The organism is Sphingomonas benefaciens, assembly GCF_052907485.1.
Window position 1 is genome coordinate 36,598 of record NZ_JBREIC010000004.1, and the last position, 16,508, is coordinate 53,105.

20 protein-coding genes are annotated in these 16,508 nt (G+C 66.6%); 7 read left to right on the forward strand and 13 right to left on the reverse strand.

Annotated features, from left to right (window positions below):
• The first annotated feature begins 75 nt into the window (after positions 1-75).
• The 3 genes from ACU5AX_RS13550 to ACU5AX_RS13560 all read left to right on the forward strand — a co-directional run bounded on the left by ACU5AX_RS13550 (position 76) and on the right by ACU5AX_RS13560 (position 2,701).
• Positions 76-510: a hypothetical protein gene (locus ACU5AX_RS13550; RefSeq protein ID WP_446691373.1), complete on the forward strand. Its 435-nt coding sequence runs from the start codon at positions 76-78 to the stop codon at positions 508-510.
• Between the two features lie 89 nt (positions 511-599).
• Positions 600-1,508 carry an SDR family NAD(P)-dependent oxidoreductase gene (locus tag ACU5AX_RS13555; protein ID WP_446691374.1) on the forward strand — a complete coding sequence of 303 codons (909 nt, stop codon included), beginning with the start codon at positions 600-602 and terminating at the stop codon, positions 1,506-1,508.
• 164 nt (positions 1,509-1,672) lie between these two features.
• Positions 1,673-2,701 (forward strand): hypothetical protein, encoded by a 1,029-nt coding sequence (locus tag ACU5AX_RS13560; protein WP_446691375.1) that lies wholly within the window; start codon positions 1,673-1,675, stop codon positions 2,699-2,701.
• Between the two features lie 95 nt (positions 2,702-2,796).
• Here the strand turns inward: ACU5AX_RS13560 and ACU5AX_RS13565 are convergent, their stop codons facing one another.
• Positions 2,797-3,135: a DUF2794 domain-containing protein gene (locus tag ACU5AX_RS13565; protein ID WP_198354840.1), complete on the reverse strand. Its 339-nt coding sequence runs from the start codon at positions 3,133-3,135 to the stop codon at positions 2,797-2,799.
• Positions 3,135-3,833: a serine O-acetyltransferase EpsC gene (gene epsC / locus ACU5AX_RS13570; RefSeq protein ID WP_198354839.1), complete on the reverse strand. Its 699-nt coding sequence runs from the start codon at positions 3,831-3,833 to the stop codon at positions 3,135-3,137. Before epsC ends, ACU5AX_RS13565 begins: the two co-directional genes overlap by 1 nt.
• A 173-nt stretch (positions 3,834-4,006) precedes the next feature.
• Here epsC and ACU5AX_RS13575 point away from each other — a divergent pair, with 173 nt between their 5' ends.
• The 3 genes from ACU5AX_RS13575 (at position 4,007) to ahpF (ending at position 7,314) form a co-directional block, all read left to right on the forward strand.
• On the forward strand, positions 4,007-4,780 hold the full coding sequence (locus tag ACU5AX_RS13575; RefSeq protein WP_446691376.1) for a sulfite exporter TauE/SafE family protein: 774 nt from the start codon (positions 4,007-4,009) through the stop codon (positions 4,778-4,780).
• A gap of 160 nt (positions 4,781-4,940) precedes the next feature.
• Complete coding sequence (gene ahpC / locus ACU5AX_RS13580) at positions 4,941-5,504, forward strand: alkyl hydroperoxide reductase subunit C (RefSeq protein WP_446691377.1); 564 nt, start codon at positions 4,941-4,943, stop codon at positions 5,502-5,504.
• Between the two features lie 223 nt (positions 5,505-5,727).
• A complete protein-coding gene (ahpF, locus tag ACU5AX_RS13585) occupies positions 5,728-7,314 on the forward strand; it encodes an alkyl hydroperoxide reductase subunit F (RefSeq protein WP_446691378.1) in 1,587 nt (528 codons plus the stop codon).
• 42 nt (positions 7,315-7,356) lie between these two features.
• Here ahpF and ACU5AX_RS13590 read toward each other — a convergent pair whose 3' ends face one another.
• The 3 genes from ACU5AX_RS13590 to nadC all read right to left on the reverse strand — a co-directional run bounded on the left by ACU5AX_RS13590 (position 7,357) and on the right by nadC (position 9,431).
• Entirely contained in the window at positions 7,357-8,070 is a 714-nt protein-coding gene (locus tag ACU5AX_RS13590) for a ribonuclease T2 family protein (RefSeq protein ID WP_446691379.1), read from the reverse strand.
• Entirely contained in the window at positions 8,067-8,510 is a 444-nt protein-coding gene (locus ACU5AX_RS13595; RefSeq protein ID WP_446691380.1) for a hypothetical protein, read from the reverse strand. Before ACU5AX_RS13595 ends, ACU5AX_RS13590 begins: the two co-directional genes overlap by 4 nt.
• 72 nt (positions 8,511-8,582) lie before the next feature.
• Positions 8,583-9,431 carry a carboxylating nicotinate-nucleotide diphosphorylase gene (gene nadC / locus ACU5AX_RS13600; RefSeq protein ID WP_446691381.1) on the reverse strand — a complete coding sequence of 283 codons (849 nt, stop codon included), beginning with the start codon at positions 9,429-9,431 and terminating at the stop codon, positions 8,583-8,585.
• A gap of 82 nt (positions 9,432-9,513) precedes the next feature.
• On the opposite strand from nadC, the gene ACU5AX_RS13605 reads away from it, so the two are divergent.
• Positions 9,514-9,717 carry a hypothetical protein gene (locus ACU5AX_RS13605; RefSeq protein ID WP_446691382.1) on the forward strand — a complete coding sequence of 68 codons (204 nt, stop codon included), beginning with the start codon at positions 9,514-9,516 and terminating at the stop codon, positions 9,715-9,717.
• 4 nt (positions 9,718-9,721) lie between these two features.
• On the opposite strand, the gene nadA is transcribed toward ACU5AX_RS13605, so the two are convergent.
• The 8 genes from nadA to ACU5AX_RS13645 form a co-directional block, all read right to left on the reverse strand.
• Positions 9,722-10,720 (reverse strand): quinolinate synthase NadA, encoded by a 999-nt coding sequence (nadA, locus tag ACU5AX_RS13610; RefSeq protein ID WP_446691383.1) that lies wholly within the window; start codon positions 10,718-10,720, stop codon positions 9,722-9,724.
• Positions 10,721-10,761: 41 nt separating this feature from the next.
• Positions 10,762-11,502: a DUF4230 domain-containing protein gene (locus tag ACU5AX_RS13615; protein WP_446691384.1), complete on the reverse strand. Its 741-nt coding sequence runs from the start codon at positions 11,500-11,502 to the stop codon at positions 10,762-10,764.
• Positions 11,484-12,344 carry an MBL fold metallo-hydrolase gene (locus ACU5AX_RS13620; protein ID WP_446691385.1) on the reverse strand — a complete coding sequence of 287 codons (861 nt, stop codon included), beginning with the start codon at positions 12,342-12,344 and terminating at the stop codon, positions 11,484-11,486. The genes ACU5AX_RS13615 and ACU5AX_RS13620 overlap by 19 nt, the downstream gene beginning before the upstream one ends.
• Before the next feature lie 77 nt (positions 12,345-12,421).
• Positions 12,422-14,002, reverse strand: coding sequence for a M56 family metallopeptidase (locus ACU5AX_RS13625; RefSeq protein ID WP_446691386.1), 1,581 nt, complete (start codon positions 14,000-14,002; stop codon positions 12,422-12,424).
• Positions 13,999-14,367 (reverse strand): BlaI/MecI/CopY family transcriptional regulator, encoded by a 369-nt coding sequence (locus ACU5AX_RS13630; protein WP_446691387.1) that lies wholly within the window; start codon positions 14,365-14,367, stop codon positions 13,999-14,001. The genes ACU5AX_RS13625 and ACU5AX_RS13630 overlap by 4 nt, the downstream gene beginning before the upstream one ends.
• 299 nt (positions 14,368-14,666) lie before the next feature.
• Positions 14,667-15,923: a glycosyltransferase gene (locus ACU5AX_RS13635; protein ID WP_446691388.1), complete on the reverse strand. Its 1,257-nt coding sequence runs from the start codon at positions 15,921-15,923 to the stop codon at positions 14,667-14,669.
• A gap of 31 nt (positions 15,924-15,954) precedes the next feature.
• Positions 15,955-16,266 (reverse strand): Grx4 family monothiol glutaredoxin, encoded by a 312-nt coding sequence (gene grxD, locus ACU5AX_RS13640; RefSeq protein ID WP_446691389.1) that lies wholly within the window; start codon positions 16,264-16,266, stop codon positions 15,955-15,957.
• 11 nt (positions 16,267-16,277) lie between these two features.
• Positions 16,278-16,508, reverse strand: coding sequence for a BolA family protein (locus ACU5AX_RS13645; RefSeq protein WP_198354824.1), 231 nt, complete (start codon positions 16,506-16,508; stop codon positions 16,278-16,280).

Below are 16,508 nucleotides of genomic sequence, written 5' to 3' on the forward strand. Positions count from 1 at the left end.
AGGACCCAAGTTCCGGATCGGACGTTAGGCGGGGGCGCTTACGCAAACCTGCGCGACAGATTTGGGAGATTCGCAATGAAGCTCATTCTTTTGGCCGCCACGGCCCTCATCGCTGCCCCCGTGATGGCTCAGCAAGCCGGCACGATGGCGCCGCAGACGGCCACCCCTGCCCCGACCGATCAGACCACGCCGCCGCCGCCGGCTGATCAGACTGCAACGCCGCCCGCCACGGACACGATGGCGCCGACCCAGCAGGCCGGCACCCCTGCACCGATGACCACGGGTTCGGGTACCCCGGCCGGCGGATACCAGCCGAGTGGTTCGGCACTGTCCGGCCCGGCGACGCCCGGTGCGCCGGTGACCTTCCGTCCGGCACCGACCCCGGATCAAGCCTATCCGGCGCCGGCGCCCAAGGCCGAATATCCGGTCTGCAAGGCCGGCCAGTATGACGGCTGCCGCCAGGTCGAAGGCCGGAAGATGACCAAGGCGAAGCGCCGCACGCGTCGCTGATCGCGATCGACCCTCCGGACGGGCATTGCGCCCGTTCGAAGGTTCGGTATGGAGGGCGCTTCATCCTTTATGGACGAGGCGCCCTTCTTATGTCCCCTGCTCCCCTTCGCTTCGACGGGCGTGTCGCGATCGTTACCGGCGCCGGTGGCGGCTTGGGCCGCGCCTATGCGCTCGCCCTTGCGGAACGCGGTGCCAGAGTCGTGGTCAACGACTTGGGTGGCGCGCGTGACGGCACGGGCCATTCCGACGCAGCGATGAAAGTTGTCGAGGCAATCCGCGCCGCCGGTGGCGAGGCGATGGCGGACGGCGGCAATGTCGCCGATTATGAACAGATGACGGCCATGGTCGCGCGCACCAAGGAAAGCTGGGGCGGCGTCCATATCCTGATCAACAATGCCGGCGTGCTGCGGGACAAAAGCTTCACCAAGATGGATCCGGCCGATTTCGAATTCGTCGTCCGCGTCCACCTGCTGGGCTCCGCCTTCGCCACCAAAGCATGCTGGGAAACGTTCCGGGACCAGAATTACGGCCGCGTCGTGATGACCGCGTCGTCAAGCGGCTTGTTCGGCAATTTCGGACAGGCCAATTATGCCGCCGCAAAGATGGGCGTCGTCGGTCTTGCCAAGACCCTGTCGCTGGAAGGCGCGAAGCACGACATCCGCGTCAATACCCTCGCGCCAACCGCTGGCACGCGAATGACGGAGGGGCTGTTCCCGCAGGCAGCCTTCGATGCTTTCACGCCGGAGTCGGTGGCGCCTGGCGCGCTCTATCTGGTCGGCGACGATGCGCCGCAAGGCGTGATCCTGGGCGCCGGAGCGGGGGTATTCCAGACGTCCTATGTCACCTTGACCCGGGGATCGGCGCTCGCCGGCGATGCGCTGTCGCCGGAAGGCGTTGCGGCGCAATGGCCTGCGATCAGCGATCGCGTCGGCGAGATCACGCCCCAATCCGGCGCCGAGCAGGCGATGACGATCGGACAGCGGCTACAAGGGGATTGAACCGTATCGTTGCCGGCGGAACTGCGGAACCCGCCAAGCTACCCTGGTTCGAGCACCATGAGCAGGTAAGCGTGCCGCCTTTCTGGTAAGACGCTCAACTCACAGTGTATTGACTATGTAACACACATGCGCGATCCTGCCTGTTCGTTAACAGGGAGAACGTCATGTACAGCGAAAGCGACATCGACGGTGCGGTGGCGGCGGGGGCGATCTCGCCCGATGCCGCCATGGCGCTGCGCCGCTACGTCGCCACGGCCCAGGCGGCGCCGGCGGTGGACGAGGAGCATTTTCGGCTGCTCACCGGGTTCAACGACATCTTCGTGTCGATCGCCCTGGTGCTGCTGCTGACTGCGGTCGGGCAGATCGGCTTCCAGATCACCCATGCCTTGGGCGGGGCCTTCGTCGCCGCGGCGTCGTGGCCGCTCGCGCTCTACTTCACGGCGCGGCGGCGGATGGCGCTACCCAGCATCCTACTGCTGCTGAGCTTCGTCGGGGGCGTGGCCGGGGCGCTGGCGGGCGGAATCGAAACTGCCTTCCCGCATATCGACGAGCGCGCCGGGGCGCTGGCCGTCTCGGCGGTCGGCATCGTTGCAGCGGGGGCGGCGTGGCTGCACTGGCGCCGCTTCATGGTACCGATCACGGTGGCGGCGGGGGCTGCGGCGACGGTGGCGGTGGCGATCGGCCTGCTGATGGCGGTGATCCCGGACGTGAAACAGGGGGTCTGGCCGTTGCTGCTGATCGGCGGCCTGGGCGTGTTCGCACTCGCCATGCGGTGGGACATGTCGGATGTCCGGCGGGAAACGCGCCGATCCGACGTCGCCTTCTGGCTGCACCTGGCCGCCGCGCCGATGATCGCGCATCCAATTTTCCAGATGCTGGGTGTGTTCAACGGCGAGATCGGCGGCGGCACTGCCGCGCTGGTGTTGATCCTGTACGTGCTGTTCGGGGCGCTGGCGCTGGCCGTCGACCGGCGTGCGCTGCTCGTCTCCAGCCTCGTCTACGTGCTCTACGCCCTCTACAGCTTGATCCGCAGTGCGGGCGCGATCGAGCTGGGGGCGGCCTTCACCGCTTTGGTGATCGGTTCGGCGCTGCTGACGCTCTCCGCCTTCTGGCAGCCGATGCGGCGCAGCATCGTGGGCGCTTTGTCGCAGCCGCTGCGGCTCCGGCTGCCGCCGGTCCAGCAGCCGGCATAAGCCAGCATTACCGAGCGACGGGCTTGGCCGTCCCGGTTCATGCCGGGGCGGCCATTTTCCGATCTGCCGTGCCCATCCGAGCCGGCAGAGGCCGGCTATTCGACCAGCTTGACCAGCCGGCGTTCCACCGGCGCGAGCACCGGGCCGAGCTCATGCCCACGCTTCAAGACCACGCCGTGCTCGCCGATCAGCGCCCACATGCCCTGGCGATTGCGTAGCGCCGGACGCTTCTCGATGCGAAATTCGGGACGCTCCGCCGCGCGCCGGAAGGCGGCGAAGATCGCTGCATCCTGCCCCAATTCGATCGCGTAATCGCGCCAGTGACCCGCCGCGACCATCCGGCCGTAAAGATCGAGAATACGGGTCAGTTCGAGCCGCTCGAAGCCGATCTGGTTGGGCTTGCCGGCATGCGGGAATGGCGTGACCGTACCCATCAGGCGCGATCGCGCTCCGCCTCGGGAAAGGCGGGACCACGTTCGGCGAGCAAGGCGTCCAGCCGCTTGCGCATCGATTCCAGCTCGCAGCGCATGATTTCCAGCTTCTGCGTCGCCGGATCGAACATCTCGCTGCACGGCGTTCCGTAGGGGACGAAGCGCGGTTCGGGGACGTTGCCGCCCTCCACCAGCGTCGGCCGCGCCGGAATGCCGACCATCACCGCGCCCGCCGTAACGTCACGCGTGACGACGGCATTGGCGCCGATCCGCGCGCCGGCGCCGACGTGGATCGGCCCGAGCACCTGCGCGCCCGAACCGATGATGACGCCATTGGCAAGCGTCGGATGGCGTTTACCGGCAACGCCGTTGTCGGGGCTGGTGCCGCCAAGCGTCACGCACTGGTAGATGGTGACGTCGTCGCCGATCTCTGCCGTTTCGCCGATCACGACGAAGCCGTGGTCGATGAAGAAGTTGCGGCCGATCGTCGCACCGGGGTGGATGTCGATCCCGGTCATCGCCCGCGACATATGATTGACCAGCCGTGCCAGAAAGAAGGCGCGCGACCGGTACAGACGGTGCGCGACGCGATGCCAGCCGAGTGCCCAGACGCCCGGATAGGTCAGGATTTCGGCACGCGAATGCGGCGCCGGGTCACGTGCCCGGATCGAATCGAGATAGGCCGCCAAGCGTCCGAACATCCGCGTCCCCTTCATGCGTATCGGCACCATCTAATGACGCGGGCGGGCGATTTCCACTCTCTGGCGCCCGCCCCTTGAGCGATGGAAACCCGAGCTTTGTTGTGGGGTTTGAGCCAGGCGTGCACGGTGCGCGCGTCGGCGACGTGCCGCCTGTCCAGGAGACACCACCGCCTATGCCGGATTTTCTTACCCAGATCGACTGGTCGCAACTGCTGCCGTTCGTGGCGATCGGCTTCGCCGCCCAGATCGTCGACGGCGCGCTGGGCATGGCGTTCGGCCTGATCAATTCGACGTTGATGGTGACGATGATGGGCACGCCCCCTGCCCTCGCCTCCGCCAGCGTGCACGCGGTCGAGACCTTCACCACGGCGGCTTCCGGGGTGAGCCATATCGTCAACCGCAACGTCGACTGGAAGCTGTTCCGGCGGTTGGTGATCCCCGGAGTCATCGGCGCCGCACTAGGCGCGACGGTGCTCAGCCGCCTCGACGCATCGGTCGCGCGCCCGTTCGTCATGGCCTATCTCGCCGCCATCGGCGTCTATCTGCTGTTCCGCGCCTGGCGGGGCGAGATCGAACGGCGGCAGCCTCGCGTGATCGCACCACTCGGTTTGATCGGCGGCTTCCTGGATGCCGCGGGCGGCGGCGGCTGGGGGCCGGTGGTGACGTCCAACCTGCTGGTCCAGGGCGCGACTCCGCGACACACGATCGGCACGGTCAATACGGCCGAATTCTTCCTGACGCTCACGGCCTCGGTCGCCTTCTTCGTCTCGCTCGGATGGGCGGCGTTCACCCTGCAGGCGATGGGGCTCTTGCTCGGCGGCCTGCTCGCCGCGCCTTTGGGTGGTGTGCTGGCCAAGCGGGTGCCGACGCGTCAGCTGATGGCGTTCGTCGGCGTTTTGCTGACGCTGACCAGCCTTTGGTCGATCTATGCCGCGCTTGCGAGATAATCGTGCCGACTGAGCAGCTTGGTATCCAGACACCCCTGCCGAGACGGCCAGTATCCGTTGTTTTGATCGACTGGATCGATCGCCCCGCGAAACGACTTCAATTTTGCACTGCGGCATAAACCGGCTAGATCGGTCTTGTTCAATTCTCGGGAGACCCCTCATGTCGCTTATCGGCAGCACGCTGAAGCCGTTCACCACCCAGGCCTATAAGGAAGGCAAGTTCGTCACCGTCACCGACCAGGACGTGCTCGGCAAGTGGGCGGTCTTCTTCTTCTATCCGGCCGACTTCACCTTCGTCTGCCCGACCGAGCTCGAGGATCTGGCCGACATCTATCCGACGCTGCAGAAGATGGGCGTCGAGGTGTACAGCGTGTCGACCGACACGCACTTCAGCCACAAGGCGTGGCACGACAGCTCGCCGGCGATCGGCAAGATCAACTATTACATGCTCGGCGACCAGAGCCACGCGATCTCGAACAATTTCGAGATCCTGCGCGCCGGCCAGGGCCTGGCGGATCGCGGCACCTTCGTGATCGATCCTGAGGGCGTGATCCAGCTGATCGAGGTCACGTCGGAAGGCGTCGGCCGCAATGCCGCGGAACTGCTCCGCAAGATCAAGGCGGCACAATATATTGCGGCGCATCCGGGCGAAGTTTGCCCGGCGAAGTGGGAAGAGGGCGAAGAGACGCTCGCCCCCAGCCTCGACCTCGTCGGCAAGATCTAAGCCGCTGAGGGCATACGCATCCCCGCGTCGGCGGGGATCCGGCTTCCGGATCCCCCTCGTCGCGAGGGTGACGGCGGGCGGACGAGTCGTCGTGTGTCGATGACGTTCCAAGGCCAGCGTGCGGGCGTCGCCACAACGGCGGCTCCCGCAGGCAAGCGGCGCAGCGACGCCGGGCACGACCCGCGCCGCGCCCTCCCCGATCTCACGTTTCCAGGAGTGTTCCATGCTCGACGCCAATCTGACGCAGCAGCTCAAGGGCTATCTGGTCAATATCCGGCAGCCGATCGAATTGGTCGCAAGCCTGGGTGACGATGCCAAGTCGCGCCAGATGGGCGAGCTGTTGGGTGAGATCGCGGCGCTGTCCGACCATATCACGGTCGTCGACGGCACCGACGCCCGCACCCCCAGCTTTCTGATCCGCCGCGCCGGCACCGACATCGGCGTGCGCTTCGCCGGCCTGCCGATGGGGCATGAATTCACATCTCTGGTCCTCGCCCTGCTGCAGGTCGGCGGTCATCCGTCGAAGGCGGCGCCCGCCCTGCTCAATCACGTGCGGGGGCTCGATGGCGATTTCGCCTTCGAAACCTATTTTTCGCTGTCCTGTCAGAATTGCCCCGACGTCGTGCAGGCGCTGAACCTGATGGCGGTGCTGAATCCGCGGATCACGCACACCGCGATCGACGGCGCCTTGTTCCAGGACGAGGTCACGCAGCGCAAGGTGATGGCGGTTCCGACTGTGTTCCTCAACGGCGAGCCGTTCGGCCAGGGCCGGATGGACTTGGAGCAGATCGTCGCCAAGCTCGATACCGGTGCCTCGGCACGCGCGGCGGCGACGATCGCGGCCAAGGATCCGTTCGACGTGCTGGTCGTCGGCGGCGGCCCTGCTGGGGCCGCGGCGGCGATCTACGCCGCGCGCAAGGGCATTCGTACTGGCCTGGTCGCCGAGCGGTTCGGCGGACAGGTGCTGGACACGATGGGGATCGAGAATTTCATCTCGATACCGCATACCGAAGGCCCCAAGCTGGTCGGCGATCTGGAACGCCATGTCCGCGATTATGACGTCGACGTGATGAACCTGCAGCGCGCCGCCAAGCTGGTCCCGGCGGCGCAGGAGGGTGGCCTGCACGAGCTAGTTCTGGACAGTGGGGCGACGCTGTCGGCGCGGACGGTGATCCTGTCGACCGGCGCGCGCTGGCGGACGATGAACGTGCCCGGCGAGGCGGAATATCGCAACAAGGGCGTCGCCTATTGCCCCCATTGCGATGGGCCGCTGTTCAAGGGCAAGCGTGTCGCGGTGATCGGCGGCGGCAATTCCGGTGTCGAGGCCGCGATCGACCTGGCCGGACTCGTCGCTCACGTCACGCTGATCGAATATGACGGCGACCTGCGCGCCGATGCGGTGCTGCAGCGCAAGCTCGCCAGCCTCCCCAACGTGCGGATCGTCACGTCCGCGCTGACCACCGAAGTCCATGGCGACGGGGAGCGGGTGACCGGTCTGACTTATGAAGACCGCCACCAGGGCAGCCTGCACCGCGTCGATCTGGAGGGCGTGTTCGTGCAGATCGGCTTGGTACCCAACACCGAATGGCTGACCGACACGATCGCGCTCAGCGCCCGCGGCGAGATCGAGGTCGACCATCGTGGCGCGACGTCATGGCCAGGCATCTTTGCCGCAGGCGACGCGACGACGGTGCCGTTCAAGCAGATCGTCATCGCGGCCGGCGAGGGCTCACGCGCGGCACTGGCGGCCTTCGATCACCTGATCCGCCTGGCGCCGGCCGAGCAGCCGCGCGAGAAAGTGGCCGCTTAAGGATGTCGGCTTCCCCCTCCCTGGACGGGAGGGGGAGCGCCTTTAGCGCTTACCGCGCCAGATCTTGAGGCTGGCGTCCGGGCTGAGGCCGCCCTGATGGGCGGGGCAGCGCTGATAGGCAAAGGCCTTGTCGAGACAGATCCAGACCTCGTCGAGCCAGCCCTGACGGTTGGCGGTAACCCGCATCATGTCCGCGGTCATACCGGGATTGGCCCTGGCCATCGCCTGCGCGAAGCCGGCCGCAGTCAGTGGGCCGCGAGACAGGCTGTCCATGTCGGGATAGCGCAGCTTGGCATACAGTCCGGTCGACTTGGCAAAATAGCTCGCCGGCTGATAGCCCGCCATGCAGGTGCCGTGCTTGGACCATTCGTGCTGCAACAGCTGCGCTGACGGTGTCGAGCAGAGATTGCGCCGGATCACCGCCTGCGGAAGCAACGCCGTTGACCGGCAATATTGCGGCCAATCCTTGCCAATACCGTCGGGCCACAGCCCATGGAGCGTGAAGCCGAAACGATTGCTTTGCCCGCATTGGAATCGTGCCGAGGCGTCACGGCCATGCGTCTTGCAATATTCCGGTGCCCAGGTGATCGCCAGCGTATAGCCGCCGATCGGCAACAGCCGTTGCGGCTGATCCGCGCTGGCCAGGTCCGGATGTGGCCGCTCGACCTGTCCGTGCACCGAGCATTGGAAGGCCTGCGCCTGCGCCAGTGCCGGCGTCACAAGCAAGGCACCGGCCAGCAGCACGCGGCTGATCATGCCAGCGTCTCCGAATCGTCCTCGTCCAGCCCCTCGCCGAACCATTCCTTGGCATCGGGCTTGAACAGCATCGTGGCGGCCGCGACATAGAGCACATTGGCGACGATCACGACCACCACGGCAAGCGCCGACGGCGCCTTGCCGGACACCAGCGTGTAGATGCCGGTCAGGATCCCGATCGCGCCAAGGCCGGCGAACACCACTTGGATCCATTTGGCGACCACGCTCGCCTTGCGGGCGATGAAGAACCAAATCGCGATCGAAATCAGCGCGCCGACCGCCGCCGATACCGGCAGGAACCAGTGAACATTGGCCAGCATCGGATTGGCATCGAGCGCCGCCTGCGACGTTCGCCAGTTCAATGCGGAGTTCAGCCAGCCTAGAACGACGGCCGGCCAATACAGCATCTCGAAACGCGCGATCGACGGTGGTTTGGTCATGACAAAAGCCCCCCTTGTGAACCGCCGCGATCCTAGCCGGTCCTGGGGAGCGCCGCAAAGGGTCCGTGCCGGTCAGACGATCGCGAAGTCGAGCCCGATATCGACCGCCGGCGCCGACTGGGTCAGTCGGCCGACGGAAATGTAGGTCACTCCCGTCTCTGCCATCGCGCGGATCGTGTCTAACCGCACTCCTCCCGATGCTTCGGTCGGCACGCGTCCTGCGATCTCCGCCACCCCGGCCCGCAATTCGTCCGGTGTCATATTGTCGAGCAGCAGATGGGTTGCGCCGGCATCAAGCGCGGGAGCGATCTGGTCGAGCCGGTCGACCTCGACAATCACCTCTGCAATTCCCGCCGCCACGGCGCGGCGCACCGCTTCGGCGATGTTCCCGGCGACCGCGATATGATTGTCCTTGATCATCGCCGCATCCCACAAACCCATTCGGTGGTTACGGGCGCCGCCGGTCCGCGTGGCATATTTCTCCAGTCGGCGCAGACCGGGTATGGTCTTGCGCGTGTCGAGCAGGGTCGCACCGGTGCCGGCGATAGCATCCACGTACCGGCGGGTCAGCGTCGCGATGCCGGACAGATGCTGGACGGTGTTCAGCGCGGAACGTTCGGCGGTCAGCAGCGCGCGTGCGGCCCCCTCGACGCGCAGCAGCACGGCGCCGGCGTCGACCGAAGCACCCTCTGCAACCGCCAATTCGATCCGGGCGGCGGGATCGAGCGCGGCGAAGAAAGCCGCCGCGATCGGCAGACCCGCCACCGTGATCGGCTCCCGTGTCGCCATCACGCCGTGGAACCGCGCGTCGTCCGGGATCACCGCCGCCGCGGTGACATCGCCAGCCGTACCGCAATCCTCTGCCAGCGTTGCTGCAACGAAGGCGGACAATTCGAAACCTTCAAGTTGGAATAGGGTCATGGGATAGTTCCACTATGGTCGACGGCGCTGGGTATTCCGCATACAAGATACGCGATTACTCCTGTCAGCCGCTGGATCGTCTATGAATCAGCATGTCCAAGTTGCCGGTGCACTTATGACCATCGCTCACGACGAAGCGCGGACGCGTCTGGAAGGGCTTCTGCGCGAAGCCTTGGCGCTGGCGGATTGCTGCGAATGGATGCTCGTCGCCATCCATGTGGAAGAAGCGTATCAAGCCTTGGCACGGGAGGCGGAGGCCAAACCGCCACGCCCCGCCGCACATTGATCGCTCAATCGCCGGTCACCTTCGCCGGCCCGAGATCGCCCTGCCCGATCGTACCCGACGCCATCGCCAACATCGCATCGAGACTCGTCTTCGCGCGAAGGCGTAAGTCCTCGGCGATCTCGATCCGGGGTTCCAGGTCACGGAGCGCGACGTACAGCTTTTCCATGGTGTTCAAGGCCATGTACGGGCAGATGTTGCAGTTGCAGTTGCCATCCGCGCCGGGGGCACCAATGAAGTGCTTGCCGGGCAGCGCCTTTTCCATCTGATGGATGATATGCGGCTCAGTCGCGACGATCAGCGTGTCGCCCGGCATCGCCATCGCGAATTCGAGAATGCCGCGCGTCGACCCGACGTAATCGGCATGATCCAGGATCACCGCCGGGCATTCGGGATGGGCCGCGATCGGCGCACCGGGATGCTGCGCTTTGAGCTTGAGCAGCTCGGTCTCGCTGAACGCCTCGTGCACGATGCACACGCCCGGCCACAGCAGCAGCTCGCGTCCGGTCTTGCGCGCCAGATAGCCGCCGAGATTGCGATCGGGGCCGAAGATGATCTTCTGATCCGGCGGCAGCTGGGCCAGGATCGTCTCGGCCGATGATGACGTGACGATGATGTCGCTAAGCGCCTTCACCTCGGTCGAGCAATTGATGTATGTCAGCGCGATATGGTCGGGATGCGCGGCGCGGAAGGCGGCGAATTGCTCCGGGGGACAGCTGTCCTCCAGGCTGCAGCCCGCGTCCATATCGGGCAGCACCACGACCTTGTCGGGCGACAGGATCTTGGCCGTCTCCGCCATGAAACGCACGCCGCAGAAGGCGATCACCTCGGCATCGGTGGCCTGTGCCTTGCGGCTAAGGTCGAGGCTGTCGCCGACGAAATCGGCAAGATCCTGCAATTCCGGCTTTTGATAATAGTGGGCCAGGATCACGGCGTTGCGCTCGCGGCGGAGGCGTTCGATCTCGGCGCGCAGGTCGAGACCCGCAAAGCTGTGCTGCTGTTCCATGGCGTGCGAGATGGCCCGCCGGGCGGCCGGGATCAAGCGGATTAGCGCTGGTTGCCGAGCACTTCCTCCAGCGAACGCGTCGTGTCCCAGCGTTCCGGCGTTGCATCCGGCTCGTCGGCGAAATGCACGCCGACGTTGGCATCGAGCCCCGCGGCGCGCAGCGGCATCGCGAAGCTGCGCTCGATGGCGTGGCGGGTCGCGTCGCGGGCCAATTTCATCGGCGTTGCGTCCCGTGCTTGGCGTAACAATTCGGCTTGGCCGGCGCGGCGATTTGCCGCCTCCAGCCGCTGGTCGACATCGGTGATATGGGACAAGAGGCCGCCCGAGCCATATTCCCGAATGGCGGCGAGATCGACCTGCGGGCCATCGATCTCAAGCGGCGGCAGGCGAACGGACAGCAGCTTGCGAGTGGCATCCCAGCGGACGTCGCGTTGACTGAGCTTGCCGAGATCGACCTCATAGCGGACCATGCCCGGCATGATCAGCGTTCTCTCACTGGACAGGCCGAGCTGAGACTGGCGCGAGGTGACGACGGCGACGTAGCGGGCGGCGAAGGCGGACAGGCGATTCTGTTCACGCAACCCTTCAAGGCTGGCGCTGGCGATCGTCGTCGGATCGGGCGACAGGCGCGAGGCGACATAGCGCTGGACGCCCCACAATGCGAGCAGCCCGGCAAGGACGAGCAGCACCAAAAAGCCGGCGGCCTTGGCCAGGAACGCGGTGACCGAACCCCGCGGACGCGCGACCGGCTGGGGTAAAGAGTTCAGATCTTGCTGCGCCATCCGGTCGCCTCCTCCTCGATCAGGCCGCGTGCGGCGAGGTCGTAGCAATGCGCGAGCGTCGAGCGTTCCGCGGCTCCGATCAGCCGGGGATCGAGACCGGCGTACATCTGCGCCACCATCTGCGGCAGCGTCATGATCGTGCCGTCGCGGAGCAGGCGCAGGATCTGCCCCTCGCGCTGCTTGCGGTGACCGAGCATGCCGCGAACCAGACGCTGGGGCCGCTCGACCGCCTCGCCATGGCCGGGGTAATAGATACGGTCGTCCCGGCTCAGCAACTTGTCGAGGCTGGCCATATAGGCACCCATGTCGCCGTCGGGTGGCGAGACGACGCTGGTGGCCCAGCCCATGACATGGTCGCCGGAGAACAGCGCCTGCGTCTCCGCTAGGGCAAAGGCGAGATGATTGGACGTGTGGCCCGGTGTCGCCAAGGCGCTCAGCGTCCAGCCGTCGCCGGTCACCCGGTCACCCTCGGTCAGCACGCGGTCGGGGGCATAATCGGCATCGAAGGCCGCGTCGTGGCGCGGGTCGCCGCCACCATGATGATGGGGAGCCGCGCCCAGGATCGGTGCACCGGTCGCGTGAGCAAGCGGCCGGCTAGCCGGGCTATGGTCGCGATGGTGGTGGGTGATCAGGATGGCACGGACCGGGCGATCGCCAATCACCGCGAGCAAGGCCGCGACATGGGAGGCATCGTCCGGGCCCGGGTCGATGACCGCGACATCCTGGATGCCCACCAGATGCGTCTGTGTACCGGTAAAGGTATAGGCAGACGGGTTGGGCGCGAGCACGCGGGTGACGAGCGGCTCGAGCTGGATCGGGATACCGGTCGGATGCTCGGCCATTGGGTCGGATGTGGCGGCAAGCGTCCCGCCGCGCAAGGGGGATGCCCTCCCATCGATGCGGGAGGGCATGGATCGCATCAATCGGCGCTGCGCATTTCCGACTGCATTTCGCGGATGGCGCCGTCGATCTCGGCGAGCGCCTCCTGCCGGTCCTTGGCGGACATGTCGACATTGGCGGCGAGCGAGGCGCGCGTCGCGTTCAGCGACTGCATGGCGGTGGCCATGGCAGACACCTTGATACGTTGGGCGTCCACTGCGCTGATCGCGGCCTTGCGCGCTGCGGCTTGAATCCGGTTGACGCAAATCACGGTGACGCGACCGTCGCGACGTTGCTCCGTGTAGCTCGTCCGACCGTTGCCGCCGGTCGAGCAGTTGCGGGATTCGATCAACGGCATCGGCGGCAGGGGCGGAGCCGGCGGCGCGACCACCGCGGGGCCCTGGTTCATCGCCAGGGCCGGGGGCGGCGGCGGCACTTGTCGCGCATCCGGATCGGCATAGGCATCGGCGGCCGCACCCTCATAGCTCGTCGCCCGGCCATTCTTCACGATCGTCACGCGTGTGCGATGGGCCTTGGCTGGCGCCGGAGGAACGGCAGGCGCGGCGGGAGCCGCGGCTGCCGCAGGTGGCGCAGGCGGCGCAGGCGGCGCAGGCGGCACGGCCTGCAGGTCGACGCCCACCGCGGCCCCGACCTTGGTGCTGATCGCCTTGGCGGCACTGGTACCCGAGGCGGTGAGGCCGAGGCCGGTGACCATCAGGGTGGTAACAAGGGCACCGCCGGCGGCAAGGCGGCGACGCGAGCGTGGCGAAGTGGTCAGCATCCGGAGTCTCCCTTTCAGATCGTCGATGGTGTGCAGGTGGCAGGCGGCCGATACCGCCCCGCCGTGTGCCGCCTTGAGGATGGCGCAGGCGTAGGTGTGGCGGTCGATGGCGGAGCGGCCGGCGAGGACGCGCGCGTCATTGGCCAGTTCCTGGTCGGCGCGGAACGCGCGGAAGGCGCGCCAGGCGACGGGATTGAACCAGTGCAGCGCGAGCACGGCGAGCGCGATCCAATTGGCGACGAGATCGCCGCGCTGGTGATGGCCGATCTCGTGCTCCAGCGCGAGCGCGCGTTCGTCGTCGTCGTAACGGTCCGAAAAATCGAGCGGAAAGGCGACGTATCGGCGCATCACCCCGAAGGCGAGCGGACCGGGCGCGGCCGGGCTGGCGATGACGCGGACGCCGCGGAGATGTTCGACCGCCGCGGCGCTGGTCAGCATCCGTCGGCAGAAGCGGGCGTGGCGCGCCATGTGCCAGACGAGGAAGCCTGCGGCACCGATCGCCCACAGCACGGCCAGCGTCGCCGCGATCGCCGGCAGCAGCGACGCCACCATATCGGTTGCGGAGACGGCAGCCGGAGTGGAAGCTCCTGGCGCGGGGTCCACGACGAAGACGGTGATCGTCTCGCTCGCCCGGCTGAGCGGCGTCGCGGCCGCCTGGCGCAGGCCGGCCGGCAGCGGCGGCAGGACGAGGCGCAGCACGGGCAAGGCCCAGAGCGCATAGGCGACCTGCGGCCCGAACGCCCGACGCACCGGTGCGCGCAGCAGCAGGACGAGGGCCATGAGCAGCGTCGAGGCGATCAGCGCCTCGATCGCCCAGGCGGCGAGCCCGGCGCCGGTCATTGCTTCAGATCCTTGAGCAGCGCCTCGATCTCGGCGATGTCCTGGGCGGTCAATTCGTCGCGTTCGGCGAGGTGCGCGACCAGCGGAGTCAGCCGGCCACCGAATAGCCGGTCGATCAACCGCCGCGATTCGCCGGACACATAGTCGCTCCGCGCGACCAGCGGCCGGTACAGGTAGCGGCGGCCATCCTCCTCATGCGCGATCGCGCTCTTGGCGAGCAAGCGGCCGAGCAAGGTCTTGACCGTGTTGACGCTCCAGCTGCGCGCCGGGTCGACGCGCTCGGCCACGTCCTGCGCGGTGAGCGGCGACTCGTCCCAGAGCACCTCCATCACCGCATGTTCGGCATCGCTGATCCGTTCGGCCATGACTCGCTCTCCGATGAACTACAACTGTAGTCTCACCGATTACGAGCGTAGTCAAGCGTCCAGTTCCACCGCCCTACCGGCCGGCGGGAGGTGCAGGGCCGCTGTCCCTGTTGCAATGTCGAGCTCCTTTACACCGTATCGCGGGATTTCGCCGCCGTTAACCGCTGTGAGCTCGCGTTTACGTCCTTGATCGAGGCTGGCACGCGGCCTGCATCGTTAGTGGCAGCCGAGCGCTCGTCGCTTCAGCAGGGTGGGTGGCCGCCGCTTTCCGGTATCCAGGCCCCCACCCGCACCCGGCATCATGCTTCCGCCAGCACCGGCTCCGAGATCGGCACGCCGACCCGCTGCGCCGCTTCCGCCAACGCCTTCGGATAGATGGTCCCGAACAACCGCCCGAAGGTGGCGCGCCAGCTGAAATGCCGTTCGACATGCGCCCGCGCCGCGACGCTCATCCCCGCAAGATCACCATGCCAGATCGCCTGCACATTCGCCGCCATCGCCGCGACGTCATCGACCGGGCCAAGCCGGCCGAGCTCCGGCGGCACCCGCGCGGGCATCGCACCGCTGGCGACGCCGACGACGGGCAGACCGGCCGCCTGCGCCTCGATCACCGAGATACCGAAGGTCTCATCCGCCATCGCCGAGACGTAGATATCCGCCGAGGCGAGCATTCGCGCCAGCGCGGCGCGATCCGTTTCGAAGCCGGCGAAAGCGATCGGCAGGTCCGCAGCCTGGGTCGCCAGCCGGGCGCGCAGCTTCCCGTCGCCGATCATCAACAGCGCGGCACCCAACTCCCGCGGCAGCTGCCGCATCATCCGTACCAGGCGATCGGCACGCTTTTCATTATCGATCCGCCCAGCATAGACGAGTAGCGGCCCCTCGCCCGGCAGGCCGAACGCCTGGCGCAGCTGCGGATCGCGCATCCGCGGGTGGAACAAGTCGGTGTCGACGCCGAGCGGCAGCACGTCGGTCCTGGTGATGCCGCGGCGGCGTAAGGTTTCGCGGGCTTCCTGCTCCAAGGTGTAGACCGCATCGAATTCGCGATAGGTCATCTCGGTGTAGCCGAGGCTGAGCCAGTAGAAGATCCGCCCGAACGGGCCGAACAGGTCGCGCGCCACCCGATCGACATGCGCATTGGGAAAGTCGGTGCGATAGCCGGCGACGAGGGCCGTCTCGGGAAAGGCCCGCCGGTGCTGGATCGCGGTCCACGGCAGAACCCAAGGGCACAGGGATTCGATGACGTCGGGCCGGTATTCGGCGAGCAACTGCCGCACGGCGCGCGTACGCAGGATGAAGCGGTAATTCGGGCTGCCCCGCACCGGATCCGCCGCCACTTCGGCGAAGATATGACGGCCGTTGACTGTGATCCGGTCCTCGGCACCCGGCACGATCTGCAGCAGATGGTGCGGGGTGCGGGTCAGCACATAGTCGCGCTTCTCGCGCAGATAGGTGCTGATCCCGCCGCCACCGGCCGGCGAATAGCTCTGGGTCAGATCGCAAACCAGCAAGGGCCGCGTGCCAGGCGCGCGGCGAAAGCTGTCGTTCTGAAAAAGCATGAACCATGTCTCCCGTCGACCGGGAGACGCGTCACGCCTTCAACAGTTCCGCGAGCTCGCCGCTCTCGTACATCTCCATCATGATGTCCGAGCCGCCGACGAATTCGCCCTTAACATAGAGTTGCGGGATGGTCGGCCAGTCGGAATAGCCCTTGATGCCCTGACGGATCGCCTGATCCTGCAACACGTCGACGCTTTCATATTGCGCGCCGAGATGGTCGAGGATCGCCACCGCGCGGCTGGAAAAGCCGCATTGCGGGAACAGCGGCGTGCCCTTCATGAACAACACCACGGGATTGGCCTTCACCACGGCATCGATGCGGGAATTGGTATCGTCGGTCATATCGATCATCCTCAAGCCGCGGCCGTCTTCAGCTGCAGCGCATGCAATTCCCCGCCCATCCGGTCTCCCAGGGCGGCATAAACGGCCTGATGCTGACGGCGCAGCGGCAGGCCGGCGAAGCTCGCCGACACGACCCGTGCGGCATAATGATCGCCATCACCGGCGAGATCGGTGATCTCGACCTCGGCATCGGGAATGGCCGCCTTGATCAGGGCGGCGATGTCGTCGGCAGCCATCGGCAT